Here is a 25,520-nt window from a genome sequence, read left to right on the forward strand (position 1 = left end):
GTTGAGTTTTAGGTGAGCTAAGGCTACTACTCGCTGATCAAAATGGGGCGATGAAGAGCGGTGCTTGATCAAAGCTAAATTGACTGGTATTGCCAGTTTAAGATTATTTTGAGCATGGTCTTCTCAAGGGTGTTGCAGCGTATCAGATCTTTACTTTATTACTTGTAAAGTGAGTTGTGATATAAATTTGGTGGTGTAATAACATTAGAAGCAACCAAGCTGATTTTTTTGATGATGTTGGTTTCTTTTTAAATGCACAGCCAAAAATTGCGTTCTTTTTATCATGATAGAAGATGAATTACGTCTCATTATCAGCATTGCAGGTTTTCGCCCTTTAGAGCGGATTTATTCAGTGATGCTGATTGGCTATGTTATTCTGCTTGGTTTACTTTGCGTTTAAATAATAAACTAAATAAGCCGTTTTTGAACTAGAATACCTGTTAAACCATTGTTCAGCTTGGTGATTGTGGTAAATTAATTGTTCTTGGATCAACAGTTGGTCAATATGATGAAGTTTTTGAATGTAGATGTGAATGCTATTTATTGCAGATGATCTGTTTCACTGAGTTAATAAGTCATTTATAGTTGCAGCTTGCTGACTTGGGCGGTCATTGATGCAGTAGATCAAATCTGCTTTTGAAGCAGCCTTCTGAATGACATTGAACCAAATTTTTAAGTCAGATTTTTTCAGGACAATCTCGATTCTGAGCTATTTCAGATGAATGAATATAGGATATATGAAAAGTTTATGTAATTGCTTATGTGCACTCATGCTGTTGGTATCGGTACAGTACACGATGGCTGAGCCGCCACCTGTTATCAATGCAGCTGCCTATGTTGTGGCTGATCAGCAAAGTGAAACGATACTGGCTGGACAAGATGTTGATGCGCGGATTGAACCTGCGGCTCTGACTAAACTCATGACCACTTATCTGGTCTTTCAAGCATTGCAAGATGGAAAACTTCAAGCAGATGCCATGTTGACATTACCAACCAGTGGTTGGCAAACGGATGGTAGTCGTCTATTTATGCAGCCTGATGTACCGATGAAAGCGGAAGATGTGATTCAGGGTATGCTGGCCATTTCTGCCAATGATGCCGCTATTACGCTAGCTATCGCCATCAGTGGGAGTGAGAAAGCTTTTGTACGTCAAATGAATGAGCAAGCTGAAAGGCTCGGACTGAAAAACACGCATTTTATCAATTGTACGGGATTAGCTGCTGAAGGTCAGTATAGTAGTGTGGGGGATCTGATGCAGATAGCACAATTGTTGCAACGGGATTTTCCGCAATATCAAAGTTGGTTTGCCAGAAAATCTTTTGTCAATAATGGCATGACGCAGTTAAACCGTAATTTGTTGTTATTCCGGGATGACCAAGTGGATGGTATGGCGGTCGGTTACACCATTGATGGTGGATACAATTTGGCTATCAGCACTAAGCGTAATGGCAGAAGTATCATAGCCATTTTAGTTGGAGCGGACAGCAATGAGGCTCGAGCAGCTGAAGGGAGTAAGTTATTAAGCTGGGCGCTAACTTCTTCTAATGTAGCAAAACTTTACGATGCGAACCATAAAATAACGGAGTTAAGTGTGTATAAGGGAAGTAGCACGAGTGTTCCAATAGGTTTTATTCATGCTGCTTATGTGACTTTGCCCGCAGAGGGTGAAAAAAGTTTGAAATCTGTACTGGAGACGGTACAACCGGTCGTTGCGCCGATTCGTAAAGGGCAGTCTTTGGGTAGGTTGAAGCTTTTGAATGATAAAAATCAAGTGGTGGCAGAGAAAAATGTGGTGGCGCTTGAAGATGTCCAAGAAGCGCGCGGTTTGAATAATTGGTTTAGTCGCTTTGGTTTGTGGCTGAGGAGCATTTTTAACTAAAGAGGAAATGAAAATCAGTAATGAACCTGATTTGAATCTAATCATAAAATAAACCCATCATCAGATGGGTTTATTGCTGGTGCTATTTTATTCGTATGGGTGTTGCAGCAGTATGGTTTCTTCTCGGTCTGGACCGGTAGAAATCATGGCAATTGGCGCACCACATAATTCTTCAATTCTTTTAAGATAGGCTTTGGCATTAGCTGGCAAAGCATCATAGGTTTTGACGCCAAAGGTGCTTTCTTGCCAGCCAGGCATGGTCTCGTAAATGGGGGTGCAGGCGGCAACTGCATCTGCGCCACAAGGCAGTATGTCTATTTTATCACCATTGTAATCATACCCGATGCAGATATTGATGCTGTCCATACCATCCATGACATCAAGTTTGGTTACGCATAAGCCAGTGATGCCATTTACTTGGATTGAGCGCTTCATCAATGCGGCATCAAACCAACCACAACGACGCGGGCGACCGGTGACTGCGCCAAATTCGTTGCCGCGTTTGGCTAGACCTTCGCCAATACTGTCAAATAGTTCGGTTGGAAATGGACCAGAACCAACCCGAGTGGTATAGGCTTTGACGATTCCTAATACGTAATCCAGTTTGGTTGGTCCTACGCCAGATCCCACGGCTGCAGCACCAGCGACACAATTGGAGGAGGTAACGTATGGATAGGTGCCGTAGTCAATATCTAAGAAGGTGCCTTGTGCGCCTTCAAAAAGTATTGATTCACCTTGATCATTCAGGGTGTTCAATTCACGCGAAACGTCTCCAACCATGGGTCGAATCTGTTCTGCTAGTGCTAAAGTTTGCTGATAAATGGCCATGGCATCCAGGGGAGGCTGACCATACAACCCAGTTAGTTGGCAATTGTAGATAGCGACGACTTCTTCAATTTTCTGTTGTAGTTTTTCCGGATGAAATAAATCGATCACGCGGACAGCACGGCGGGCAATTTTATCTTCATATGCTGGTCCGATACCCCGACCGGTAGTACCAATTTTTTTATCGCCTTTGGCACTTTCTCGGGCATGATCCAGCGCAATATGATAAGGCAGAATCAATGGGCAAGTGGGGGCAATGGTCAGTTGTTTGGTGACATCAATGCCGGCAGCTTGAAGTTCAGCCATTTCACTTAATAAGGCTTCTGGTGAAACGACAACACCTGAACCAATAAAACAGCGTTTTCCTGCGTGCAATATGCCACTAGGTATTAACCGTAGCACGGTTTTTTTACCATTAACCACCAAGGTGTGACCAGCGTTGTGTCCTCCTTGATATCGAACAACACCTGCGGCGCGTTCGGTTAACCAGTCTACAATTTTACCTTTGCCTTCATCACCCCACTGGGTACCGACAACGACGACGTTTTTTGCCATATATTTTTACCTGCTCATGCTAATTGATAAGTAGTTACGATAAAGGGATAACCTGCCATTGCTGATTTTGCCACACTAGCTGACGGTCGCATCCCTGTATATCTTTGCTTTGCGGTGTGTAATCGATGATGACACATTCACCGGCTAAGCGGAGTTGATCTATTTGTTGTTTTGCTGCTGCCACATCTTTGTAGTTAACTTTAATACCCTGCGGTTTTTGTTCGGCAGGAAGATTTTTGATTAAGTTGCGTAAGTCAAAGCTGAAACCTGAAGCTGGACGACTGCGACCGAAATATTGACCTAATCCATCATAGCGTCCACCGCGTGCCAATGCATCTGGCCATTCATTGCTGTAAACCGCAAATAGTAAGCCGGTATGATAGGTATCTACTCGCAGATCACTCAAATCAATAAAGATCTGATGCTCATGAAAGGTGTCGCAAATCTGTTGCAATTGTTGTAATGCTGTTTGAATGGCTGGCAATTTAGGTAGCTGCTGCAATGCTTGCTGTAGCACTGATGTGTTCCCATATAATGTGGGTAGGGTAATAAAAGCATTGCTCCACTCAGGTTCGATTTGCCATTGTTGTAGGTGTTGTTCAATAGCTTCACGGTCTTTATTCTGCATCAATTGTAATAAGCTGGCGGCTTGTTGACTGCTGAGTTGAGCTGCCGAAGCTAATGCGTTGAATATGCCAAGATGTCCGAGGGATAGGGTGGGCATGCTGATGTTAAATTTATTCAGGCTTTTTAACATTAAATCGATCAGTTCGATATCAGCCTCTATGCCACTAAATCCATAGAGTTCAGCGCCGATCTGCAATGGTTCGCGCGTGGTTAGAAAGCCATCTGGACGGGCATGTAAAACTGAACCAGCATAACACAGGCGATTAATGCCGCTATTGGCCGATAATAAATGTGCATCTATTCTGGCCACTTGGGGAGTAATGTCGGCGCGAATCCCCAGCTGTCGACCACTGAGCTGATCGACAATACGAATGGTTTTTAAAGATAATCCCTCATCGATGCGGGTAAGTAGGGAGGTACTGTATTCGAGTAAAGGAGGGTTAACAAGTTCATAGCCATGAACACGAAACAAAGCCAACAACTGCTCTCTGGCACTTTCGATTTGGCGTGCGGTAGAGGGCAAGATGTCGGCGATATTTTCGGGCAGTTGCCAAAACTGCATGGTTATTCCTCACAAACAGGAGACACACTGACGTAGAGCCAGTGTGTAGTCATTGAAAATGGGGGTATTGTTCAGTTTGTTTTTTCAACCAAACTTTATCACAAATTAACGTTTATAGACCAGCGACATGCTGATTTATTTTACCATTTAACCCAGCCAGTTAACCAAGTCAGGATGATGATGCCACCGAAGATAATTCGATACCAGGCAAAGGGAATATAGTTTTTATGGGAAACGAAGCGCAGTAGGGCTTTGACGGCAATCAGTGCTGAAATGAATGCAGCGATAAAACCAACAGCAATCAGCAGTAGATCATCACGGGTGAATTCGTGAATATGTTTGAGCATATCATAGCCAGTAGCAGCAATCATGACGGGCACTGCCAAAAAGAATGAGAATTCTGTTGCTGTTTTACGCTCTATTCCCCACAACATGCCGCCCATGATGGTACTGCCAGAACGAGAAGTACCCGGAATTAAGGCCAGAATCTGTGCCAAGCCAACCACTAAGGCATCTATAGGACGCATTTGTTCAACGGTTTTGATTTTGGGTTCGCGACGACTTTGCCGTCTTTCGATCCATAAAATCAAAAAACCACCAATGATCAGGGCGGTGGCTACGCTAATGGGATTAAACAGGTAATGTTTGATCTGGTTGCTAAAGATTAATCCCACTACGGCGGCAGGAATGAATGCTATGGCCAGATTAAGAACGAAACGATTGGTGGCCGGTTCTTTACCGATATGGGTGATGATGTGCGCAAAGCGATGTTTGTATTCAAAAATAATGGCCAGAATGGCACCTAGCTGAATGGTAATGTCAAATACTTCACCCGTGGATTCGAAGTTGAGTAAGTTGCCAGCAACAATTAAGTGTCCGGTACTAGAAACGGGGAGAAACTCAGTTAATCCTTCAACAATACCCAGTATCAGAGCTTTGATAAATAATATAATTTCCATGTTAACTACTATATTTTGTGCAATATTTGCAACAATTTAGGTGTTCATAAAACTCGTGTGCTCATTAGTGCACACGAGTATACGCGTGATTATTTTACATTATTGCCGGTGTTTACTTTTCCGGCAATGGATGCGCCGAGACTTTTGGGTAGTTTACGCATGTTCTCTAGTTGGCTGCTATTTTCATTGCGCACTTTTTCAATCAGTTCACGTGTTGTTTTCATTCCCTCCTCAAATCCTTTGTCAAATTTAACTTTATATTTGCCGCCTACAATGACAATTGGCGTTTGAGTGATATTGTATTGACGTGATAATTGATCCATTTTGTTGGTTTCTGCGCTATTTTCAAGGCTGTTATAGGCTTTGAGCAGTTTTGCGCCGTCAAATGCTGTTTGCTGACTAGCCCATTGATTGAAAACTTTGGGATTCCACAGTTCGATCTTTTTTTCAAATAGGGCATCAAATATAACTGGATCTGCACTTTGTTTTAGTCCACTGCTGTTAACAGCTGCGGCTATTCGTGCCAGGTTTAAGTAGACGTTTTCATCCCACACCACATGAACCGGACGCAGGTAGGTATCCGAGGCAAAAGATTTCATTTCTTTGAGGATATGTGGTTCAAGGTGATAACAGTGAATACAGTTGTAGGCGAAAAATTCAAGCACTTCAATTTTGTTTTTATGCAGTTGAGGAATGGGTTTTTCTACCAGGGTGTAGTCTTCATTGAGTACGGCTGCCTGAACTGGGCTACTCATCAAAATCATGCTGCTGGCCATGATGGCAAAGAATTTTTTGAGCATTTTATAATCCTATTAGAAAGTTATTGGTGGTTTAGGGGGCACTTTTAGTGAGACTGTCAAAATTATTCTGTTTTAAAGTTTCTTGGATACGGATGGCGTCATTTTGGTTCATGCTGTTGGTGACGACGCGGTATCGGGTCGTTCCATTGATGTTAACGCTGCTGATATTGCTGTCGATGCCAAGCATGACTAGTTTAGCACGTTGTGTATCCGCTTCTGGAAGATTATTAAAAGATCCGATTTGTAAATAAACTCTATTTTTCTTCGTCTTTAGTTTGTTAACCAGATTTTGAGCTTTCTCTATGCTACCACTTTCCAGGATTTGAGCAGGTGTGACAGGAACTTTAGGCGGTTCAGGAGGGTTAACTGGGTTGGGTTTGGGTGTAATGTTTGGCGTATTTGGGGTGTTATTGTCTTGCTGAACAACGACAACATCTGAAGCCGCTGGCTGTGAAGCAGCTTGATCGGGGGCACTGGCTGGCTGTCTGGGTGGAATGACCGGAGAGGGCAGTTCAGGCATAGATGAGGTGGCAGGGGTTAATATTTCTGGAGCAGATGGCTGATTACGGTTAACGGTCGGATTTTTAAAATCTGATTTGCTGTTGTTTAGAAAATATAAGATACCCGCGATGATGAGGGTGGCAATCAGTAAACCGACAATAAAACTGGTGAGACCTTGGCCGGATTGACGGGTTTTAGCATTTGTGTGCATGGTAAAGCCTTTTAATAAGCACTATTATGGCAAAAAAGAACGCAGAAAATTTGGGCACAATTAATGATTCTGAGCGCTCAGGGCGGATATTATAAAGCACGGCGGAAATTTATGGCATGTAATATGTGGTTGGTTTCCACTTCGCTTGCTCCGGCTAGATCTGCTATGGTACGACCAATACGTAACAGCCGATGAAAGCTGCGTGCTGATAAGGAGAGTTTTTCCATGGTGGCGGCAAGGGTTTCTTTAGCCCCTGTGGTAATGCGTGCCAATTGATCCAATTCACGATTACTAAGTTGCGCGTTAATTTTGTTTTGTCGCTGATATTGTCGCTGACGCGCTGCTTCAACGCGTTGCCGAATAACGGCACTGGATTCTCCAGTGGGTTGCTCTAATAAATCGGTTGTTGGCAGGCTGGGAACTTCTATCGTCAGGTCGATGCGATCAAGTAATGGACCGGAAATTTTATTGCGGTAGCGAGCAATGGCTTCAGCTGTGCAGCGACAAGCTTTTTTAGGATGACCAAGGTAACCACATGGACAAGGATTCATGGCGGCTATTAACTGGAATTGGGCTGGATAGGTTGCCTGACGGGCAGCACGGGAAATATGAATTTCTCCACTTTCCAGTGGTTCACGCATCACTTCCAATACCTTCCGATCAAATTCGGGCAATTCATCTAAAAAAAGGATGCCATGATGGGCTAAAGAAATTTCACCAGGTTTAGGATCTGAACCGCCTCCGACCAAGGCTACAGCAGAGGTGCTATGATGAGGAGATCGAAAAGGACGAATGTGCTGATATTTTTGTTGCTCATGCGGTAAGATTGATTGTAGTGACCATACGCTAATCAGTTCCTGATTAGTCAATGGTGGCAAAATTCCAGGCAAACGTTGTGCTAGCATGGATTTGCCTGTGCCTGGAGGACCAGACATCAATAAGCTGTGACCACCAGCGGCAGCAATTTCCAAAGCCAGCTTGGCTGTTTGCTGACCGCGTACATCTGCCATATCTGGATAATCTGGGATATGGGAGGCTGATGTGGATGGTTGGTGCTGCACCGCTGTCATCGGTTGGATCTGGTTAAGATGCGCCACCACTTCAGTTAATGTTTGGGCACCGTACACACAGGTTTCGGGCAACAGAGAAGTCTGCTGGGCGTTAGCGCATGGCAGGATAAAAGCGCGTTGCTGTTGTTGCGCGGCATGCGCCATGGCAATCGCTCCTCTGATCGGCCGAATTTGGCCTGATAATCCGAGCTCTCCGGCAAATTCATACAGGTGTAGATTTTTCGGATCGATCTGACCGGAGGCAGCCAATATGCCAATTGCAATGGGCAAATCAAAGCGACCAGATTCTTTGGGTAAATCGGCAGGAGCGAGATTTACGGTGATTTTTTTGGCAGGGAAATCGTAGCCTGATTGGGTGATGGCTGCACGTACCCGATCGCGGCTTTCTTTTACTTCGGTATCGGGTAATCCAACGATGTTGAATGATGGTAGGCCGTTGGCCAGATAGGCTTCAACTTCTACCAATGGCGCGTCCATGCCGGCTAAGGCACGACTATATACAACGGCCCATGTCATGCATTGGTCCTTTTAAAGAGCAGGCTGGTTTTGATCGGTATCAGCCGATTCTGAAGTATGATCTTTGATTTGAGCTGGTTGCTCAGATAGTTTTCCGGCCAAAGCAGTAACTTGCGCTTCCAATTCAGCCAGTTTTTCTCTGGTTTTTAATAATACTTGCTGCTGGATCTCAAATTCTTCTCGGGTAACCAAATTCAGACGACTAAGGGTACTGGTTAGAATGGCTTTGATATTCTGCTCCACATCTTTAATGGGGCTATTGGCGATGGTATCGCTGATTTTGCTGCTGATATCATCAAAAAGTTTTTTATTCAGCATGATTTGAATCCTTGAGGAAATGAATAACTCTTGGCTGCATTGTACGAAGGAAGTTATTGTTGATGCAATGTTTCTATGCTAATTAATGTGCCAATGGGTTATGTTATCAGTATATGCAGCTCAAGAAAAATAATGATGAGATTATACCATGTGTATATATGGCGAAACTTGATATACCTAAAGCTGTCTAATCGATATGCGGTCAAAAGGGCTTAGGTTTATATTGAGGAAATTATTCAGCTGGTGAGAAGTTGGAATGAATGCGTTTAAAGATGATATACGGCAAGGTTCGGCTACTTATACAACTATCATTTTTCAATAGTAATAAAACCGATGACTTGTGGCTATTGCTGAGATATCGGTTTGTTAAAGCTTGTTGATGCTCATCTGCTGAATTTATTCAATTTCTCCATTAAGTCTTTTTGTCCGTTTTAAATTGGCTGTGGGCAGAAAGGTCGTCGTTTTCTGCCCCATCCAAACCTAGATTAATGATTAGCTGAAGTGCAAAGCCGCTTTTTTGAAAAAGGTTTTATGTTGCATTAATCATGCCATGCACGCCCAGGCTCATCCAGTTGATGTTATCTGTATAGTTTTCTGTATATAAAACCAGTATGGGTAGCTGAATATCGTTGTGTTGTAATAAATGCAGTAATTGTTGTTGGTCTTGCTGGTTGTACAATGGCCATATCACACCGGCGGTAGCTTGTGCTTGTTGCCATTCATCTTGATTGTGACAAACTGTCCAGAGATGTTCCAGGGAATGTTGTTGGCTAATGGTTGCAAGCTGACCAACCTCTGCATACACCAAGGTATTTTCAGCGAGGTGATGCTGATATGGCTGCATCAGGGGTGATTGATGGTTGTTATCGACTCTAAATCCCGCTGAAAGATGGCCAATTAGGCGGGTGGGAATGGCTAAAGCGGCCAAAATGGGGGCGTTGGCCGGAAGCATTGGCGCTACCGTTTGTTCATGCGGTAGTTGCCAATGCCAGCTTTGATTTTCCAGAGCAGTCAGTTGACCGCGCCACTGATTGGCGGCAATACGAAAGAAATGTAGATGAACATCGGCATGTTCATAATGATGAATTCTGGTTAGCCAAGGGCTGGCGGCAACGATTTGGATACCAAGTTCCTCATTAAACTCTCGTTGTAATGCAGCCAAACGGGTTTCTCCAGCTTCAACTTTTCCACCAGCAAATTCCCAATAGCCTGCATACGGTTTGCCGGGTGGTCTTGAGCTTAATAAAAAGGCTCCGGCTTCATTATAGAGGACGCCAGCTACAACTTCGACAAGATTGGATGGGTTCATTTGGCATACTCGGCAACAACAAAAGCGATGATATGGTTGTCTTCATCGCTCAGGCTCAAATGAATGGAGCCGATGTTTTTTTCTTCTATCCATTGAGCTAATGGTTTTTCTAGAATAAATTCCGGTCGACCTAATGCGTTATGCCCAATGCCAATATGGCGTAATGTCACTGGACTGCGTAGACCGGTATGCACTGCTTTGGCGAAGGCTTCTTTGGCGGCGAAGCGTTTTGCCAGAAAGGTGACTGGATTGGTTGCTGACGGCCATTCCAATGCTTCAACACGTGATAATATTTTTTTAGCTACAGCATTGCCGCCGTAGGATTTGCACATTTTGGCGATACGGTCAATTCTTACTAAATCTGTACCGATACCGTATATCATTTTATCCCCTTGTCAATAAATTAATAAGGAATACTGCGGGCGCGGAAAATGGCCTCTTTCATTTGGCATATTGCTGCGGGTAAACCCATAAAAATGGATTGAGCAATTAAGGCATGGCCGATATTAAGTTCTTGTATTGACAGTATTCTGGCAATGGATGCTACATTGTGAATATTAAGTCCATGTCCAGCGTTGACCACCAGCCCCAGTTCGCTGGCTTGTAATGCAGCTTCTTCGAGGCGCATAAGCTGATGATGGCGTTGTGATTGATCCGCTGCATCTGCATAAGCACCGGTATGTAGTTCGATGACGGGTGCACCCACTTCTCGGCTGGCTTGAACTTGCGCCGCATCTGCATCGATAAATAGTGAAACGCGGATGCCGGCAGCGGTCAATATTTGGGTGAATTCAGCTATTTTATGTTGTTGGGACAATACGTCCAGTCCGCCTTCTGTGGTGATTTCCTGTCTTTTTTCTGGAACAATGCAAACATCAGCGGGCTGTACTCTGAGGGCGTTTTCCAGCATTTCTTCGGTTAACGCCATTTCCAGATTAAGTCTGGTGCTGATGGCATTTTTTACCGCGAAAACATCAGCATCTTTGATGTGGCGACGGTCTTCACGCAAATGCATGGTAATGAGGTCAGCACCATGAGTTTCAGCCAAAAGAGCTGCTTCGAGCGGACTGGGATAAATGCTACCACGTGCATTGCGCACGGTTGCAACATGATCGATGTTCACACCGAGTAACATGGATTTTACCTTCATCAATAAGTGAGTTTATTAAGATATCGTGCCTAACGATGGCTGTAAAGCTAATTGGATTAATCTAACTGAGTATCGAATAAATCTCGGGCAAAAATATCTGGGTGATTTTCAGGTGCATCCACTCTAAGATGACAGACGATGTTCAAATCAGTTTGCGGGACACAACAGCATGGTAAGATTTCATCTTTACCAACATAAGCCAGTGGTGGTTCTGGATAGCTTACTTGTCCAGAAATGAGTTTCAGGCGGCAGGAACCACAATAACCACTGCGACATTGATATTCTACGTCATGACCGGTACGCTCTAAACCCTCTAACAGGGTTTCATCCGGTTGCAAGGCGAAGGTTTTGTCACAAGTGGTTATCAGCATGGTTTGGAGGCACATGTCTGCTGAGCATGGCCCAGCAGATTATCAATGGTCAATAATTTACAATTCAAAATCGCTCAAATCATCCTCACTGAGCTCAGCATCTATCTGACCAACCAGATAGGAGCTGACTTCGACTTCTTGAGGAGCCACTTGAACGTTGTCAGAAGACAACCAAGCATTAATCCACGGAATAGGATTTTGTTTGGCGTGTTCGAAAGCCACTGGCAAACCGACAGCTTGCATGCGTAGATTGGTGATGTATTCGATGTATTGACCAAGTATATCTTTGTTCAGACCAATCATGGATCCGTCTTTAAACAAATATTCTGCCCACTCTTTTTCCTGAATGGCAGCACGACGAAAAATTTGAAAACATTCTTCTTCGGTTTCAACAGCAATTTGCACCATTTCTGGATCATCGGCACCATTGCGCATCAGGTTGAGCATTTGTTGAGTGCCTGTCAGGTGCAAGGCTTCATCACGAGCAATCAATTTGATGATTTTGGCATTACCTTCCATTAATTCGCGTTCGGCAAAGGCAAAAGAACAAGCAAAGGAAACGTAAAAGCGTATGGCTTCAAGTACGTTAACGCACATCAGGCACAGATACAGTTTTTTCTTTAAGGTATGTAAGTCAACATCAATGGTTTTACCATCGATTTGGTGTTGACCGACACCCAGTAGGTTGTAATATTGGGTATATTCGATTAAATCGTCATAATAACAGGCGATTTCTTCTGCTCTGGCTATGATGTGGGCATTCTGCACGATGTCATCAAACACGATGCTGGGATCATTAACGATATTGCGAATGATATGCGTGTAGCTGCGTGAATGAATGGTTTCAGAAAATGACCAGGTTTCAATCCAGGTTTCCAGTTCGGGTATGGAAACCAGTGGCAGCATGGCAACATTAGGACTACGCCCCTGAATGGAATCAAGCAGGGTTTGATATTTCAGGTTGCTGATGAAAATATGTTTTTCATGCTCTGGCAGATTGGCGTAGTCAATACGGTCACGCGACAAATCGACTTCTTCTGGTCGCCAGAAAAAAGATAATTGTTTTTCAATCAATTTTTCAAAAATATCGAATTTTTGCTGATCGTAACGTGCCACGTTAACCGGTTGGCCGAAGAACATGGGTTCTTTGAGCGGATCATTGGGTTTTTGACAGAATGTGCTGTAATTCATGGTCAGATGTTCACACGCCATAATATTTCTCTTTTCTTTAATTGCGTTAAATCAGAAGATGAGCGCAATGTGAGTGTAAGTTAGATTTTGCAAGCGCCACCGGCACAGCCATCATCTTGAATATTGGTTTGCATATCATCGGCTCCGTCACGGGTATTTTGGTAATACAAGGTTTTCAAACCGTATTTATATGCAGTCAATAAGTCTTTAATCAGTTGTTTCATGGGGACTTTTTGTCCTTCGAAACGCTGTGGGTCGTAATTGGTATTAGCCGATATGGATTGGTCGATGAATTTCTGCATAATACCAACCAGATGCAGGTAGCCTTCGTTGCCAGGCATATCCCACAATAATTCATACTGGTGCTGCAAGCGCTCAAATTCGGGAACAACTTGTTTTAAGATTCCATCTTTAGATGCTTTGATCGAAACCAGACCACGTGGTGGTTCGATACCATTGGTGGCATTAGCAATTTGACTGGAAGTTTCTGAAGGCATCAAAGCTGTAAGGGTGGAATTGCGTAGACCATGTTTGACGATGTCTGCGCGCAAGCTTTCCCAATCTAAGTGTAATGGTTCTTGACAGATTTTATCCAAATCTTTTTTATAAGTATCAATTGGTAACAGACCCTGTGCATAGGTAGTGTCGCTGAATTTCGGACATGCACCCAGTTCCTGAGCCAATTTTACTGAAGCTTTAAGTACATAGTATTGAATGGCTTCAAAGGTTCGATGGGTTAGCGCAATCGCCGATCCGTCACTATATTTAACCTTGTTTTTGGCCAGATAATAGGCATAATTAATGACACCAATACCTAAGGTTCGTCTGTTCATGGTGGCTTCTTCGGCCGCTTTAATCGGATAATTTTGATAATCCAACAAAGCATCTAAGGCACGAGTAGCCAGTTCAGCCAGTTCTTCCAGTTCATCCAAATGGTTAATGGCACCAAGATTAAATGCCGACAACGTGCATAAGGCGATTTCACCATTAGGATCATTGATGTCATTTAATGGTTTGGTTGGTAACGCGATTTCCAAACATAGGTTGGATTGACGAACTGGAGCCAATTGCGGATTAAATGGGCTATGGGTATTGCAATGATCCACATTTTGAATATAGATGCGGCCAGTGCTGGCGCGCTCTTGCATCAATAAAGAGAATAAATCTACTGCCGGTATGCTGCGTTTAGTGATGGTGTCGTCGCGTTCATACATTTCGTATAAACGTTCAAATTCATCTTGGTCAGTAAAAAATGCATCGTATAAACCCGGAACATCTGACGGAGAGAACAGGGTAATATCGCTGTTTTTGATTAAACGGGTATAGAGTAAACGGTTGATCTGTACGCCGTAATCCAGATGACGGACGCGGTTTTCTTCTACGCCCCGATTGTTTCTTAAAACCAGCAAGCTTTCTACTTCTAAATGCCACAAAGGATAGAATAAGGTAGCTGCGCCACCACGCACTCCGCCTTGTGAGCAAGATTTAACAGCTGCCTGAAACATTTTATAGAAGGGAATACAGCCAGTATGTTGGGCTTCTCCACCACGAATTTCGCTACCTAAAGCGCGAATACGTCCAGCATTGATGCCAATACCAGCACGCTGAGATACGTATTTTACGATGGCACTGGTGGTGGCATTGATGCTGTCCAAGCTGTCATCACATTCTATGAGAACGCAGGAAGAAAACTGACGGGTTGGTGTGCGTACGCCGGCCATAATAGGAGTAGGCAAGGAAATTTTAAATGTACTGATGGCATGGTAAAATTTCTTTACATAATCCAGCCGCTTATCTTGTGGATAGCGGGCAAACAGACACATGGCCACCAGCATATAAAGAAATTGCGGACTTTCATAGATTTGCTTGGTGACGCGATTTTGTACCAAATATTTGCCATCCAGTTGTTTTACTGCTGCATAAGAAAAAGTCATGTCACGATTGTGATCAATGCTGGCATTAAGTTCATCAAATTCCGCACGACTATAGTCTTGCAAAATATGCGCATCATATTTGCCTTCATTGGTCAGTTTGCACACGTGATCATACAGGTGTGGTGGTTCAAACTGACCAAAAGCGATTTTACGCAGATGAAAGATAGCCAAACGGGCAGCCAAATATTGATAATCTGGTGATTCAACCGAGATCAAATCTGCCGCAGCCTTAATGATGGTTTCATGAATGTCATCGGTGCGAATGCCGTTATAAAACTGGATGTGTGAACGCATTTCAACCAGTGAAACTGACACATTATCCAGACCTTCCGCAGCCCAGGTAACGACTTTATGAATTTTATCCAGATTGATGTCTTCCAAACTGCCGTCGCGTTTGGTTACTTTTAGATTGGCTACAGCATTCATTCGTGAATCTTTCTTGCAGAAGTAAAGCAGAAAAAAAATGGTGACAACACAAAATATAGTGGTCACTTGTTATTTGGAACACAATATACTGGTTTTTTAATTAAAAAAAAAGACTTGTCAAAATTAGCCAAATTCGCTACTTATCATGCAATCTGTAAAAAAAAGTTATGATGACTATGATTAATAACCGTTTTTGATAATTCAAGTTGGAAAATTTTGGTAGTGTAAATTTTTTATCCTGCATTCGTTTTGAGTTGAATTTACAGCTAAGGCGATCTCTATCTATATATAGTTTCAGCAAAAAAATAAATCTGCCTTAATTTTAAGCAGATTTAGTTTTGTCTTAAATTTATCCTGTTCTTACACAGATTATATTTTAGTGTTGTATAAGCGTCTCATCTAAGGCTAAATCTTCATTATGATTGACGGCAATAGGGCTATGGAGAATAGTGCGAGCAATATTTTTCGCCTCCTCTAGTGAATGCATACGATAAGTACCGCATTGATAAACGTTCAATTCAGGGATGTGGTTTTGATCCGGAACGGCAAGAACATCGTGCATGGCTTTTTCCCATGCCACCGCCACGGTAGCCTCATCCGGTTGACCCAGCAAGCTCATATAGAATCCAGTACGGCAGCCCATCGGTGAAATATCAATGATTTCTACTTCGGCGTTATTTAAGTGATCACGCATAAAGCCGGCAAACAGATGTTCCAGTGTGTGCATGCCTTTTTCTGGCAAGATATCTTGATTGGGCTGGCAAAAGCGCAGATCATAGACGGTAATCACATCGCCCTTGGGACTATGCATGTTTTTGGCCACGCGTACGGCTGGCGCTTTCATGCGCGTATGGTCAACGGTAAAACTATCCAGTAATGGCATGTTGTTGTCCTTTCTTATCTTTATTTCAGTACGTGTCGGGCACTGGCAAATAGGCGATACCAGCCAGACATTTCCGGCCAGTCAGACGGAGACCAACTCATCTGATCGGTCTGAAATACGCGTTCTGGATGTGGCATCATGATGGTAACGCGACCATCACGATTGCTGACACCGGCTATACCTGCTGCAGAACCGTTTGGATTGAGCGGATAGGTGTTGGTCACCTGATTTTGCCCATCGACATATTGTAGGGCTATCTCAACTTGAGCGGGAATGGCAGCGCTGTTCAAATGGAAAAAATCAGCACGTCCCTCTCCATGACTAACCACGACAGGCAGACTGCTGCCAGCCATATCAGCCAAAATTAAAGAAGACGAGGTTGGGATGGTGACCATGCTCAGACGGGCTTCAAACTGTTCTGATTGATTGCGTTTAAATCGTGGCCAAGACTCAGCGCCAGGTATGATTTCAGCCAGTTGACTTAACATCTGACACCCATTGCAAACCCCTAGTGTCAGCGTATTTTCATTGGCAAAGAATTGGCTAAATGCATCACGCAGTCTGGGATTAAAGAGAATACTTTTTGCCCAACCGCTTCCCGCGCCCAATACATCACCATAGCTAAAACCACCACAAGCTGCTAATAATTGAACATCTTTCAAGTCAAAACGACCAGCAATTAAATCACTCATGTGCACATCAAATGCATCAAAACCAGCTCGAGCAAAAGCCGCGGCCATTTCAACTTGCCCATTAATTCCCTGTTCACGTAATACCGCAACTTTGGGGCGTATACCTTGATTGATATAGGGAAGTGCTGGATCTTCGCTAGGGTTGAAACTTAACTGAGCAAATAATCCTTGTTGCTGTTCATGATCTATCAACGCAAATTCGCTGTCTGCACAGTCAGGATGGTCACGCAAACGCTGTAAGTGATAGCTTGTTTCACTCCAAGCTTTTTGCAATTCAACGCGACGCTCGTTAAGCAAAATATTCTGGTTGTGACTGATTACCAGTTGGTCTGCTTGATTGAGCTGCCCTAAAACATGAACCACATCAGTCAGGTTGGCTGCAGCAAATGCTGCTTTAATAGAATCAATATCATGGTTGTATACCTGTATGACAACACCCAGCTCTTCGTTGAACAAACAACGCACAGCTCTTTCATGGTGTTGTTGAGCAGTTAATTGACCCTGGGTTTGCTGGATGAGCGAAGTAAGATCAATACTCAATCCAAGATGAGCAGCAAACATCATTTCGGCTAAAGTGACAATCAGTCCACCATCGCTGCGGTCATGATAAGCCAGAATTTTTTCTGCTTGGAGCAGATCTTGTATGATTTTAAAGAACGCAGATACTGTGTTGGCAGAATCAATATCAGGTGCCGTACCAGACAAGTTGTTCCATACTTGTTGCAAAGCGCTGCCACCCATGCGGTCATGACCCCGTCCTAAATCCACTAATAACAAGGATGTGTTAGGAATATTTTTTAGTTCTGGGGTCAATGTTTTAGTGACATTTTGAACGGGAGCGAAGGCGGTAATAATGGCGGACAATGGCGAAATGACGCTTTTCTCCTGCTCATCTTCCTGCCATTTGGTTTGCATGGATAAAGAGTCCTTGCCGACAGGAATACTAATGTGCAGCTGCTGACACAGTTCCGATACTGCTTGTACAGTTTCGTACAGTCGGGCATCTTCACCCTGATGACCGCAGGCTGCCATCCAATTAGCGGAAAGTTTGATGTGGCTCATGGCGCCAATATCGGCCGCGGCTATGTTGGTTAAAGCTTCACCCACAGCCATGCGACCGGATGCGGCACCGGAAAATAGAGCCAGCGGTGATTTTTCCCCCATACTCATGGCTTCGCCCAACACAGTCTGAAAGCCCATTTTGGTCACAGCGACATCGGCAACCGGTGTCTGAAAACGACCCACCATCTGATCACGATGGGTTAGCCCGCCAACTGAACGGTCGCCAATCGTAATTAAAAACTGTTTACTGGCCACAGCTGGTAACCGCAGCACCCGATATACGCTATCACGAATATTAATAGTGCTGGCATCAAATGGGACAACTGGCTCTGTCACAGTGTGATCATAGCGGGTTACTTTAGGTGGTTTGCCTAATAACACATTCAGTGGAAGATTGACCGGATCATTGGCAAACAGATCATCATGTAATTGGAGTTGTTGTTGCTCTGTAGCCGTACCCACAACGGCAAACGGACAACGTTCCCGTTCACAGATCTGGCGAAATAGGGCTAAATTTTGTGGTAACACAGCTAATACATAGCGTTCTTGTGCTTCGTTACACCAGATCTGTAACGGAGTTAAACCGTGCTCTTCAATTGGAATATGGCGTAAGTTAAAAATAGCACCACGACCCGCATCGTTAACCAATTCCGGCAGGGCATTGGACAAACCGCCTGCGCCCACGTCATGGATAGAGATTATCGGATTATCTGCCCCCAGTTGCCAACAACGATCAATAACTTCCTGAGCACGTCGTTCTATTTCTGGATTTCCACGCTGGACGGAATCAAAGTCTAGTTCGGCATGATTGGCTCCGCTATTCATACTCGATGCGGCACCCCCCCCCAATCCAATCAATAAACCCGGTCCACCTAATTGAATCAGTAAAGCTCCTGCTGGAATGACGTCTTTGTGAACTTGTTGCTGCTGGATATTGCCCAAACCACCAGCAATCATGATTGGCTTGTGAAAACCACGCATACGTCCAGCGAATAATTCCTCAAAAGTCCGGAAATATCCGCAAAGATTTGGGCGTCCGAATTCGTTATTGAAAGCCGCGGCACCAATCGGTCCGTCGAGCATAATTTCTAATGCACTACTGATATGTTCAGGTTTGCCATAGCTCAGTTGAGTCTGGCTATACTGTTCCCATGGTTGGATCAGTTCAGGGATCATCAGATTTGAAACACTAAAGCCACTTAAGCCTGCTTTAGGACGAGCACCTTTGCCTGTTGCTCCTTCATCGCGGATTTCTCCACCGGCACCGGTTGCCGCGCCGGCAAACGGGGCAATGGCAGTGGGGTGATTATGTGTTTCCACTTTCATCAAAATGTGCGTATGTTCCAGCTTAAAACTATATTTTTGCTGCTGATTAGGTTGCGGATAAAACCGTTCGATCTGGGCGCCACTGATGATAGATGAATTGTCTTTATAGGCTACTAATGTTCCGTCTGGGTGGGCTGTGTGCGTATCTCGAATCATCCCAAATAGGGATTTTGGCATGGGCTGATCATTGATCACAAAATCCGCATTAAAGATTTTATGCCGGCAGTGTTCAGAATTGGCCTGAGCAAACATCATCAGCTCAACATCAGTAGGATTACGCTGTAGCGCTTGATAATTGGCTAAGAGATAATCTATTTCATCTGTAGATAAAGCCAATCCCATATCCAGATTGGCTTTATCTAAGGCTGATTTTCCTTGGTTTAAAATGTCGATGCTGCTGAATGTTTCTGGCTGAATGTGCTGAAACAGTTGCTTGGCCCCATCCACATCATATATAACGCTTTCAGTCATGCGGTCATGCAGCAAACTAGCCCATTGCTGTTGTTCTTGCTCAGTCAGTTGACGCGAAAAGCGATACAGAATGCCGCGTTCAATTCGATCTATGGTTTTCAACCCACAATTATGAGCAATATCTGTGGCTTTGGATGACCAAGGCGAAATGGTGCCAAGTCTGGGGGTGATTAATATTTGCGAACCATCTGAGGTTGAGTGGTTGATCTCATGAGCGTGCAGTAGCTGCAACAACTTATGTTGATCATCCGCATTTAATGCAGAGCTGGTTGCCACAAAATAGCGATATTCACTGGTGATGCTGATTTGCTGGTCCAGCTGTAAAGATAAACTTTTTTGACGTATTTTTTCGATACGGAAAGATGAAAGCGCGGCCTCGCCGCCTAGTGACAGCACATCTGACATGATGAGTTTAGCTCACTTATGAAGAAGTTTGGGTAATTTAGCCAAGCGATTTTACGCGAAAATCAATTGCTTTGCTTGGGTTTTGTTGCTTTATTTTAAGGTAGATTGAGTTTGCTTTAAGTATATGTTAGTTTAATTTAGATGGGTATCAGAAAAAGGAAATTGCTGGTATGAAAAAAATTGAAGCAATTATTAAACCATTCAAATTGGATGATGTTCGTGAAGCATTATCCGATGTGGGTTTTTCGGGCATGACCGTGACCGAGGTTAGAGGTTTCGGCCGGCAAAAAGGTCATACAGAGATTTATCGCGGTGCTGAATATGCAGTGGATTTTTTGCCGAAAGTGAAAATCGAGCTGGTGTTGCCGGATGACAGAGTAGAACAAGCCATAGAAATTATTGTAGCGGCGGCGCATTCAGGCAAAATTGGTGACGGTAAAATTTTTGTCTTGCCCGTGGAACAAGTGGTGCGGATTCGAACCGGTGAAAAAAATGATGCAGCATTATAAATTTTTATAAACTAAGCAAACAGGCTGTGATTTACACAGCCTGTTTTAAATTTTATCTTATTCAACTAATAATATAAGCTAAGTCAATGCAATAGATGACTGACCTTAGGTTGCTAACAGCATATATCAAACTATAGTTATATATGTGGTGACATAGCTTTAAAACTTATCTGAAAAATATACCGTGGTTAATGAGTAACATTTTCTTTTAATTGAAAGTTGCTCAGGGCTACATAGCCTTATAAAAAGCTTGAAAATTTAATCTATAGCCTATTTTCTTTCAACCAATCTAGCAGCAATCTGGTTTACGCTATTTGCCATTGTAAAGTAGATTGCGCATAAAGAGCTACGATCACTACCGATACAGATTGAAATTGGTTGACCGATAGCGTTAGTTCATCTCATTACGGCAAATGTAAAAGCATCAACACTCAGCGATACATTTGTCGTAAACATAGATTATTTATGCAAAGCGGCATGGGTGCTTCTGCTGTTCCATAAAAAAAACATCAAAATGGTTGCGATAAAAAATTTCACCACATCGAAGCCAGCAAAGGGTAAATAACCAATGTTGAATGCTTTTATCAAGCTAATTTGGTTATACCAGGCTAAATAGGCGACACCGAACACAAAAATAATTTGATGTGCAATCGCAAATGAAACCAGACAGCGCAAAAAACAACGATCATAACCCTTTTCTGCAGCCCAGCCGGCAATGTAGGCGGATGCAATAAAGCCGTATAAGTAACCGGCAGAAAGGGATGTTAAAACAGAGATACCGCCATGACCACCGGCAAAAAAAGGTAAGCCGCATGCCCCGAGCGCTAAATATTCAATAATAGCCAGACAGCCAAGTTTTCGACCCAGACAAGCACCGATAAGTAATACGGCCAGTGATTGTAAAGATAACGGAACCGGTTGGATGGGTAAGCTGACATTAGCCGAAAGGGCTAATAAAAGTGAAGCTATCGTGGTGATGATTAATTTAAGCCACCAGTGATGCAATGGGCAAAATTGAATTATGAAAGGTTTAAAACTTTTTGTAGGTAAAGATGTCATTATTTTAGGTATTTAATTTGTGCGATTCACAGCATTTTAATCCAAACCACCAAATTAAAGTGCACGTATTAACGAGAAAAAGCGGCCGAAGCCGCTAAAATTTAGAGTACGTATCGAGCCAGATCTTCACGCTCGGCGATATCCTGCAAGCGAGCATCCACGTATGCAGCGTCAATAACGACATCACCTTGTGGCGCTTCAAATGAAACATCTTCCAGCAATTTTTCCATTACTGTATGCAAACGTCGTGCACCGATGTTTTCGGTTTTTTCATTGACCTGATAAGCAATTTCGGCGATGCGACCAATACCTTCATCACTAAATTTCAGGTTAACACCATCGGTAGCCAATAAAGCACTATATTGCTCGGTCAGATTGGCATGGGTAGTGGTTAGAATGGCTTTGAAATCATCCACACTTAAATTATTCAGCTCCACTCTGATCGGAAAACGACCTTGCAATTCCGGTATAAGATCACTTGGGCGGCTCAAATGAAAGGCACCAGAGGCAATAAACAAAATGTGATCAGTTTTGATCATGCCATATTTGGTTTGCACAGTTGTGCCTTCTACTAAAGGCAGCAAATCTCTTTGCACACCCTGACGGGAGACGTCACCACCTTGACGGCTGCTGTCGGTGGCAATTTTGTCGATTTCGTCCAGAAACACGATGCCATTTTGTTCCACAGCTTTGATTGCCTGTTCACGCAATTCTTCTTCACTAATCAGTTTGGCAGCTTCTTCGTCCAACAGAAGTTTCATCGCATTGCTCACCTTCATTTTCTGGGTTTTGGTTTTGCCTTGACCCATATTACTGAACATGTCCTGCAACTGATTGGTGAATTCTTCCATGCCTGGAGGACCCATTACTGACATAGTAGGGGACGCATTGGCAGAAACTTCGATATCAATTTCTTTATCGTCCAGTTCGCCTTTACGCAACATCTGACGGAATTTCTGCCGAGTGTGGTTTTCCGGAGTGGGTTCTTGCGGTTCGCCAGCGAAACCAACTGAACGTGGCGGAGGCAGTAAGGCATCCAATATCCGGTTTTCAGCAGCATCTTGCGCTCTGTCACGGTTTTTACTGATGGTTAGATTGCGGATGTTTTTCAAAGCAATCTCAATTAAATCACGGATTATGCTGTCGACATCACGACCAACATAGCCAACCTCAGTAAATTTGGTTGCTTCAACTTTAATAAAAGGTGCATTAGCCAGTCGAGCCAAACGGCGGGCAATTTCGGTTTTACCCACACCAGTTGGGCCGATCATAAGAATATTTTTCGGCACAATTTCACTTTGTAATGGCTCGCTAACCTGGCTGCGACGATAACGATTGCGCAATGCTACCGCTACCGCACGTTTGGCCTTTGTTTGGCCAATAATGTGATTATCCAGTTCATGAACAATTTCACTTGGTGTCATTACAGATGTAGTCATCTTATTTAAATCCTGATGGTTGACCGTTCAATAATCAGTTAAACGGTCAATACAATTATAATGTTTCGATCGTATGATTTTGATTGGTGTAAATACAAATATCTCCGGCAATTTCCAAAGATTTTTTCACCACGTCTTTGGGCTCAAGCTCGGTGTTTTCCATTAAAGCGCGAGCTGCTGATTGGGCAAAAGCACCACCAGAACCAATCGCTGCTATGCTGTGCTCTGGTTCTAGTACATCTCCATTACCCGTAATAACCAGAGTATTGTGTTTATCTGCAACAATCAGCATGGCTTCCAGACGACGTAAAGCACGATCAGTACGCCATTCTTTCGCCAGTTCAATGGCTGCAATCATTAATTTACCTTGATGCTTTTGCAATTTACTTTCAAATAATTCAATCAAGGTGAAGGCATCAGCAGTGCCACCGGCAAAACCAGCCAATACTTGATTGTTATAAAGTTTACGTACTTTACGCGCAGTACCTTTAATGATGGTATTTCCCAGTGTGACTTGACCATCTCCACCTATAGCGACATTTTCGCCGCGACGGACGGAAACGATGGTAGTGCCGTCAAATTGCTGCATATTAGGGGATCCTTTGCTGATGACGGTATTGATGGCCGTCAGAATAAATAACAGCGTTTAAATAGGGGCACAATAGCTGGCTTTCAAGATTGTAAATATCAATAAGAAGAAAAAATAGTGTATTTAACTAATGCCGAAATAGAAAGACGCAATAGAAAGGGTTGTGGTGGTAATGCAAAAAAAAATGGCAACCAAAAGGTTGCCATGCTTCAGAGTTGCGATCAGATTATTTACGTTTTCTGTACACTTTACGAGTAGTGACAGTTTTGGTTTTTTTCACTTTAGTCACTGGAGCAGCAGTAGCTCGACCATCATCGATAATACAATTTTGAGTGACGATCTGTGGCGCAATCTGTTCTTGACCATTAATCACCTGTCTAGCAGGTTGTACCAAACCCACAGCATTCACTCTATCCACAGTATCTTTGGTTGCTAAACCAGTTTTCCAGGATATGCCTTGTGGAGAAACAAAAGTATTGTAATTAACATCGCTGTTATCACGCATCATCACTGGTGATAAAGCACCTTGATAATTCACCTGAGCGGCGACAACGTTTTGACCCTGAAAACCGTACATTACCCGTAAAGGATTTTTCACGCTTCCGGCACCGCAAAGGTAAGCGACTTCTTGTTTGCCATCAATCTGTACATCAGTAGTCGTAGACTGAGTAGTCACAGTAGTGGTGGTTTTAGCCACGGGTGTTCTGTGATGGTGAGATTTAGAGGCACAACCAGTTAAGGCCAGCATCAGCATGGCAGCAGGGATCAGTACTTTTTTCATATTCATTCCTTTGATATGTAAAATTAAAGTTATTCAGGATCAATTACATCGCTAATAATACTTGGCTTAGGTAAAGTTGCAATAGAGGTATCTTATTGTTTTTTAGTCTTATGTTGAAACAGTTTAAAAATGTTTAAATCAGGTATCTTCTAAAATTAGCCCTGATGGCAGATGAAATATTGTCTACAACGGGTATTTTGGGTCATTAAATTGTCTAATTATATAAATAGGTTATTGATTAAAGAGAATTTTTCTAATCATATATTTTCTAAATTTAACTTTGTTTGACTTGGTATTTGTGTCGTAGACAGATCGTCAAGATTCAATGCGGTTAATGATCCTCCCCACAATGCACCGGTATCCAAACAAATGACATTTTGACCGCGATATAAACCCAATGCAGACCAGTGACCAAACAAAATGGTTTTATCAGTATTGTGGCGATGATCAGCCTGAAACCAGGCGATAAGATCAGCCGGCATCTGCGCTAAGGTCGATTTGTAATCAAAATCTAGCTTGCCTTTTTTCGTTAATGCCCGCATGCGAGTAAATACATTGGTGATAAAGCGTAATCGCTCCGCTCCTTGCAGATCAGCGTGCCAGCAGTCAGGTTTATTACCATACATTTGCGCAAAGAAATCCGCCGGTGAGGTGTGTAATTCGTTTTCCACTTCATGAGCCAAAGCTTGTGCTTGGGTGATGCTCCATTCTGGCCAGATGCCTGCATGTACCATAACGAAATCATGCTGCTGTAACATTAAAGGTTGCTGCTCAAGCCAGCCTAACAACTGGTTTTTATCTGGCGCAAGCAAAATATCGCTGATGGTATCTGAACGTTTGATCTTCCCATAGCCATAATGTAAAGCCAGCAAATGCAAATCATGATTACCCAGCACGGTTTGCATACAGCCATCATTTTGGTAGATCAGACGCAGTGTTTGCAGTGATTGTGGACCGCGGTTAACCAAATCGCCAGTAAACCACAGAGTGTCTTTACCGGGATTAAAGGCGAGTTCTACCAAGAGCCTATTTAGCTCAGCCAGACATCCCTGAATATCTCCAATAACATACTGCGTCATAATCTAAACCTTAGTTATCA

Annotated in this window: 22 protein-coding genes; 2 read left to right on the plus strand and 20 right to left on the minus strand. The window is 43.3% G+C overall.

Annotated features, from left to right (window positions below; genetic code table 11):
- Nucleotides 1-770 precede the first annotated feature (770 nt).
- Nucleotides 771-1,880 carry a D-alanyl-D-alanine carboxypeptidase family protein gene (locus J3U68_RS03955; protein ID WP_267374870.1) on the plus strand — a complete coding sequence of 370 codons (1,110 nt, stop codon included), beginning with the start codon at nt 771-773 and terminating at the stop codon, nt 1,878-1,880.
- A gap of 87 nt (nt 1,881-1,967) precedes the next feature.
- On the opposite strand, the gene J3U68_RS03960 is transcribed toward J3U68_RS03955, so the two are convergent.
- The 15 genes from J3U68_RS03960 to purL all read right to left on the minus strand — a co-directional run bounded on the left by J3U68_RS03960 (nt 1,968) and on the right by purL (nt 20,044).
- On the minus strand, nt 1,968-3,260 hold the full coding sequence (locus J3U68_RS03960) for an adenylosuccinate synthase (protein WP_267374872.1): 1,293 nt from the start codon (nt 3,258-3,260) through the stop codon (nt 1,968-1,970).
- A 34-nt stretch (nt 3,261-3,294) separates the two neighbouring features.
- Complete coding sequence (locus J3U68_RS03965) at nt 3,295-4,449, minus strand: ATP phosphoribosyltransferase regulatory subunit (RefSeq protein WP_267374874.1); 1,155 nt, start codon at nt 4,447-4,449, stop codon at nt 3,295-3,297.
- 140 nt (nt 4,450-4,589) lie between these two features.
- Nucleotides 4,590-5,408, minus strand: a complete 819-nt coding sequence (locus tag J3U68_RS03970; protein WP_267374877.1) for an undecaprenyl-diphosphate phosphatase — start codon at nt 5,406-5,408, stop codon at nt 4,590-4,592.
- Nucleotides 5,409-5,497: 89 nt separating this feature from the next.
- Nucleotides 5,498-6,208, minus strand: coding sequence for a thiol:disulfide interchange protein DsbA/DsbL (locus J3U68_RS03975; protein ID WP_267374880.1), 711 nt, complete (start codon nt 6,206-6,208; stop codon nt 5,498-5,500).
- Nucleotides 6,209-6,239: 31 nt separating this feature from the next.
- Nucleotides 6,240-6,920: an SPOR domain-containing protein gene (locus J3U68_RS03980; RefSeq protein ID WP_267374883.1), complete on the minus strand. Its 681-nt coding sequence runs from the start codon at nt 6,918-6,920 to the stop codon at nt 6,240-6,242.
- 89 nt (nt 6,921-7,009) lie between these two features.
- Complete coding sequence (locus J3U68_RS03985; RefSeq protein WP_267374886.1) at nt 7,010-8,506, minus strand: YifB family Mg chelatase-like AAA ATPase; 1,497 nt, start codon at nt 8,504-8,506, stop codon at nt 7,010-7,012.
- A 12-nt stretch (nt 8,507-8,518) separates the two neighbouring features.
- Complete coding sequence (locus tag J3U68_RS03990; protein WP_267374888.1) at nt 8,519-8,824, minus strand: accessory factor UbiK family protein; 306 nt, start codon at nt 8,822-8,824, stop codon at nt 8,519-8,521.
- Between the two features lie 529 nt (nt 8,825-9,353).
- Nucleotides 9,354-10,133, minus strand: coding sequence for an NUDIX domain-containing protein (locus tag J3U68_RS03995; protein WP_267374891.1), 780 nt, complete (start codon nt 10,131-10,133; stop codon nt 9,354-9,356).
- On the minus strand, nt 10,130-10,516 hold the full coding sequence (acpS, locus tag J3U68_RS04000; protein WP_267374894.1) for a holo-ACP synthase: 387 nt from the start codon (nt 10,514-10,516) through the stop codon (nt 10,130-10,132). The genes J3U68_RS03995 and acpS overlap by 4 nt, the downstream gene beginning before the upstream one ends.
- A gap of 20 nt (nt 10,517-10,536) precedes the next feature.
- On the minus strand, nt 10,537-11,268 hold the full coding sequence (gene pdxJ / locus J3U68_RS04005) for a pyridoxine 5'-phosphate synthase (protein WP_267374897.1): 732 nt from the start codon (nt 11,266-11,268) through the stop codon (nt 10,537-10,539).
- A 71-nt stretch (nt 11,269-11,339) separates the two neighbouring features.
- Nucleotides 11,340-11,654, minus strand: a complete 315-nt coding sequence (gene yfaE, locus J3U68_RS04010; protein WP_267374900.1) for a class I ribonucleotide reductase maintenance protein YfaE — start codon at nt 11,652-11,654, stop codon at nt 11,340-11,342.
- A 57-nt stretch (nt 11,655-11,711) separates the two neighbouring features.
- Nucleotides 11,712-12,845: a class Ia ribonucleoside-diphosphate reductase subunit beta gene (nrdB, locus tag J3U68_RS04015; protein WP_267376209.1), complete on the minus strand. Its 1,134-nt coding sequence runs from the start codon at nt 12,843-12,845 to the stop codon at nt 11,712-11,714.
- 80 nt (nt 12,846-12,925) lie between these two features.
- Nucleotides 12,926-15,205, minus strand: coding sequence for a class 1a ribonucleoside-diphosphate reductase subunit alpha (gene nrdA, locus J3U68_RS04020; RefSeq protein ID WP_267374902.1), 2,280 nt, complete (start codon nt 15,203-15,205; stop codon nt 12,926-12,928).
- Nucleotides 15,206-15,581: 376 nt separating this feature from the next.
- Nucleotides 15,582-16,088 carry an S-ribosylhomocysteine lyase gene (gene luxS, locus J3U68_RS04025; protein WP_267374905.1) on the minus strand — a complete coding sequence of 169 codons (507 nt, stop codon included), beginning with the start codon at nt 16,086-16,088 and terminating at the stop codon, nt 15,582-15,584.
- Nucleotides 16,089-16,108: 20 nt separating this feature from the next.
- Nucleotides 16,109-20,044, minus strand: coding sequence for a phosphoribosylformylglycinamidine synthase (gene purL / locus J3U68_RS04030; RefSeq protein WP_267374908.1), 3,936 nt, complete (start codon nt 20,042-20,044; stop codon nt 16,109-16,111).
- Nucleotides 20,045-20,214: 170 nt separating this feature from the next.
- Between purL and J3U68_RS04035 the strand changes: the two genes are divergently transcribed.
- Complete coding sequence (locus J3U68_RS04035; protein WP_267374911.1) at nt 20,215-20,553, plus strand: P-II family nitrogen regulator; 339 nt, start codon at nt 20,215-20,217, stop codon at nt 20,551-20,553.
- Between the two features lie 459 nt (nt 20,554-21,012).
- Here the strand turns inward: J3U68_RS04035 and J3U68_RS04040 are convergent, their stop codons facing one another.
- From J3U68_RS04040 to J3U68_RS04060, 5 genes are all read right to left on the minus strand, one after another.
- The gene (locus J3U68_RS04040; protein WP_267374913.1) at nt 21,013-21,558 is read right to left on the minus strand and encodes a biotin transporter BioY; all 546 of its coding nucleotides are present in this window, start codon (nt 21,556-21,558) and stop codon (nt 21,013-21,015) included.
- Between the two features lie 155 nt (nt 21,559-21,713).
- Nucleotides 21,714-23,051, minus strand: a complete 1,338-nt coding sequence (gene hslU, locus J3U68_RS04045) for an ATP-dependent protease ATPase subunit HslU (protein ID WP_267374915.1) — start codon at nt 23,049-23,051, stop codon at nt 21,714-21,716.
- Nucleotides 23,052-23,106: 55 nt separating this feature from the next.
- Nucleotides 23,107-23,640, minus strand: a complete 534-nt coding sequence (gene hslV, locus J3U68_RS04050) for an ATP-dependent protease subunit HslV (protein ID WP_267374916.1) — start codon at nt 23,638-23,640, stop codon at nt 23,107-23,109.
- A gap of 226 nt (nt 23,641-23,866) precedes the next feature.
- The gene (locus J3U68_RS04055) at nt 23,867-24,421 is read right to left on the minus strand and encodes a hypothetical protein (protein WP_267374918.1); all 555 of its coding nucleotides are present in this window, start codon (nt 24,419-24,421) and stop codon (nt 23,867-23,869) included.
- Nucleotides 24,422-24,678: 257 nt separating this feature from the next.
- Entirely contained in the window at nt 24,679-25,500 is an 822-nt protein-coding gene (locus J3U68_RS04060; RefSeq protein ID WP_267374919.1) for a symmetrical bis(5'-nucleosyl)-tetraphosphatase, read from the minus strand.
- Between the last annotated feature and the right edge of the window lie 20 nt (nt 25,501-25,520).

This window comes from Snodgrassella sp. B3882 (assembly GCF_026535915.1).
In the GTDB taxonomy this organism is placed as follows: Bacteria; Pseudomonadota; Gammaproteobacteria; order Burkholderiales; family Neisseriaceae; genus Snodgrassella.

Coding starts and splice junctions, on each gene's coding strand:
- J3U68_RS03990 (WP_267374888.1), bottom strand. CDS start 8,824: ATGCTGAATAAAAAACTTTTTGATGATATCAGCAGCAAAATCAGCGAT.
- J3U68_RS03985 (WP_267374886.1), bottom strand. CDS start 8,506: ATGACATGGGCCGTTGTATATAGTCGTGCCTTAGCCGGCATGGACGCG.
- J3U68_RS03955 (WP_267374870.1), top strand. CDS start 771: ATGCTGTTGGTATCGGTACAGTACACGATGGCTGAGCCGCCACCTGTT.
- luxS (WP_267374905.1), bottom strand. CDS start 16,088: ATGCCATTACTGGATAGTTTTACCGTTGACCATACGCGCATGAAAGCG.
- J3U68_RS04060 (WP_267374919.1), bottom strand. CDS start 25,500: ATGACGCAGTATGTTATTGGAGATATTCAGGGATGTCTGGCTGAGCTA.
- J3U68_RS03975 (WP_267374880.1), bottom strand. CDS start 6,208: ATGCTCAAAAAATTCTTTGCCATCATGGCCAGCAGCATGATTTTGATG.
- J3U68_RS03970 (WP_267374877.1), bottom strand. CDS start 5,408: ATGGAAATTATATTATTTATCAAAGCTCTGATACTGGGTATTGTTGAA.
- hslU (WP_267374915.1), bottom strand. CDS start 23,051: ATGACTACATCTGTAATGACACCAAGTGAAATTGTTCATGAACTGGAT.
- hslV (WP_267374916.1), bottom strand. CDS start 23,640: ATGCAGCAATTTGACGGCACTACCATCGTTTCCGTCCGTCGCGGCGAA.
- J3U68_RS04055 (WP_267374918.1), bottom strand. CDS start 24,421: ATGAAAAAAGTACTGATCCCTGCTGCCATGCTGATGCTGGCCTTAACT.
- nrdA (WP_267374902.1), bottom strand. CDS start 15,205: ATGAATGCTGTAGCCAATCTAAAAGTAACCAAACGCGACGGCAGTTTG.
- acpS (WP_267374894.1), bottom strand. CDS start 10,516: ATGATATACGGTATCGGTACAGATTTAGTAAGAATTGACCGTATCGCC.
- yfaE (WP_267374900.1), bottom strand. CDS start 11,654: ATGCTGATAACCACTTGTGACAAAACCTTCGCCTTGCAACCGGATGAA.
- purL (WP_267374908.1), bottom strand. CDS start 20,044: ATGTCAGATGTGCTGTCACTAGGCGGCGAGGCCGCGCTTTCATCTTTC.
- J3U68_RS04035 (WP_267374911.1), top strand. CDS start 20,215: ATGAAAAAAATTGAAGCAATTATTAAACCATTCAAATTGGATGATGTT.
- nrdB (WP_267376209.1), bottom strand. CDS start 12,845: ATGAATTACAGCACATTCTGTCAAAAACCCAATGATCCGCTCAAAGAA.
- J3U68_RS03980 (WP_267374883.1), bottom strand. CDS start 6,920: ATGCACACAAATGCTAAAACCCGTCAATCCGGCCAAGGTCTCACCAGT.
- J3U68_RS03960 (WP_267374872.1), bottom strand. CDS start 3,260: ATGGCAAAAAACGTCGTCGTTGTCGGTACCCAGTGGGGTGATGAAGGC.
- pdxJ (WP_267374897.1), bottom strand. CDS start 11,268: ATGTTACTCGGTGTGAACATCGATCATGTTGCAACCGTGCGCAATGCA.
- J3U68_RS03965 (WP_267374874.1), bottom strand. CDS start 4,449: ATGCAGTTTTGGCAACTGCCCGAAAATATCGCCGACATCTTGCCCTCT.
- J3U68_RS03995 (WP_267374891.1), bottom strand. CDS start 10,133: ATGAACCCATCCAATCTTGTCGAAGTTGTAGCTGGCGTCCTCTATAAT.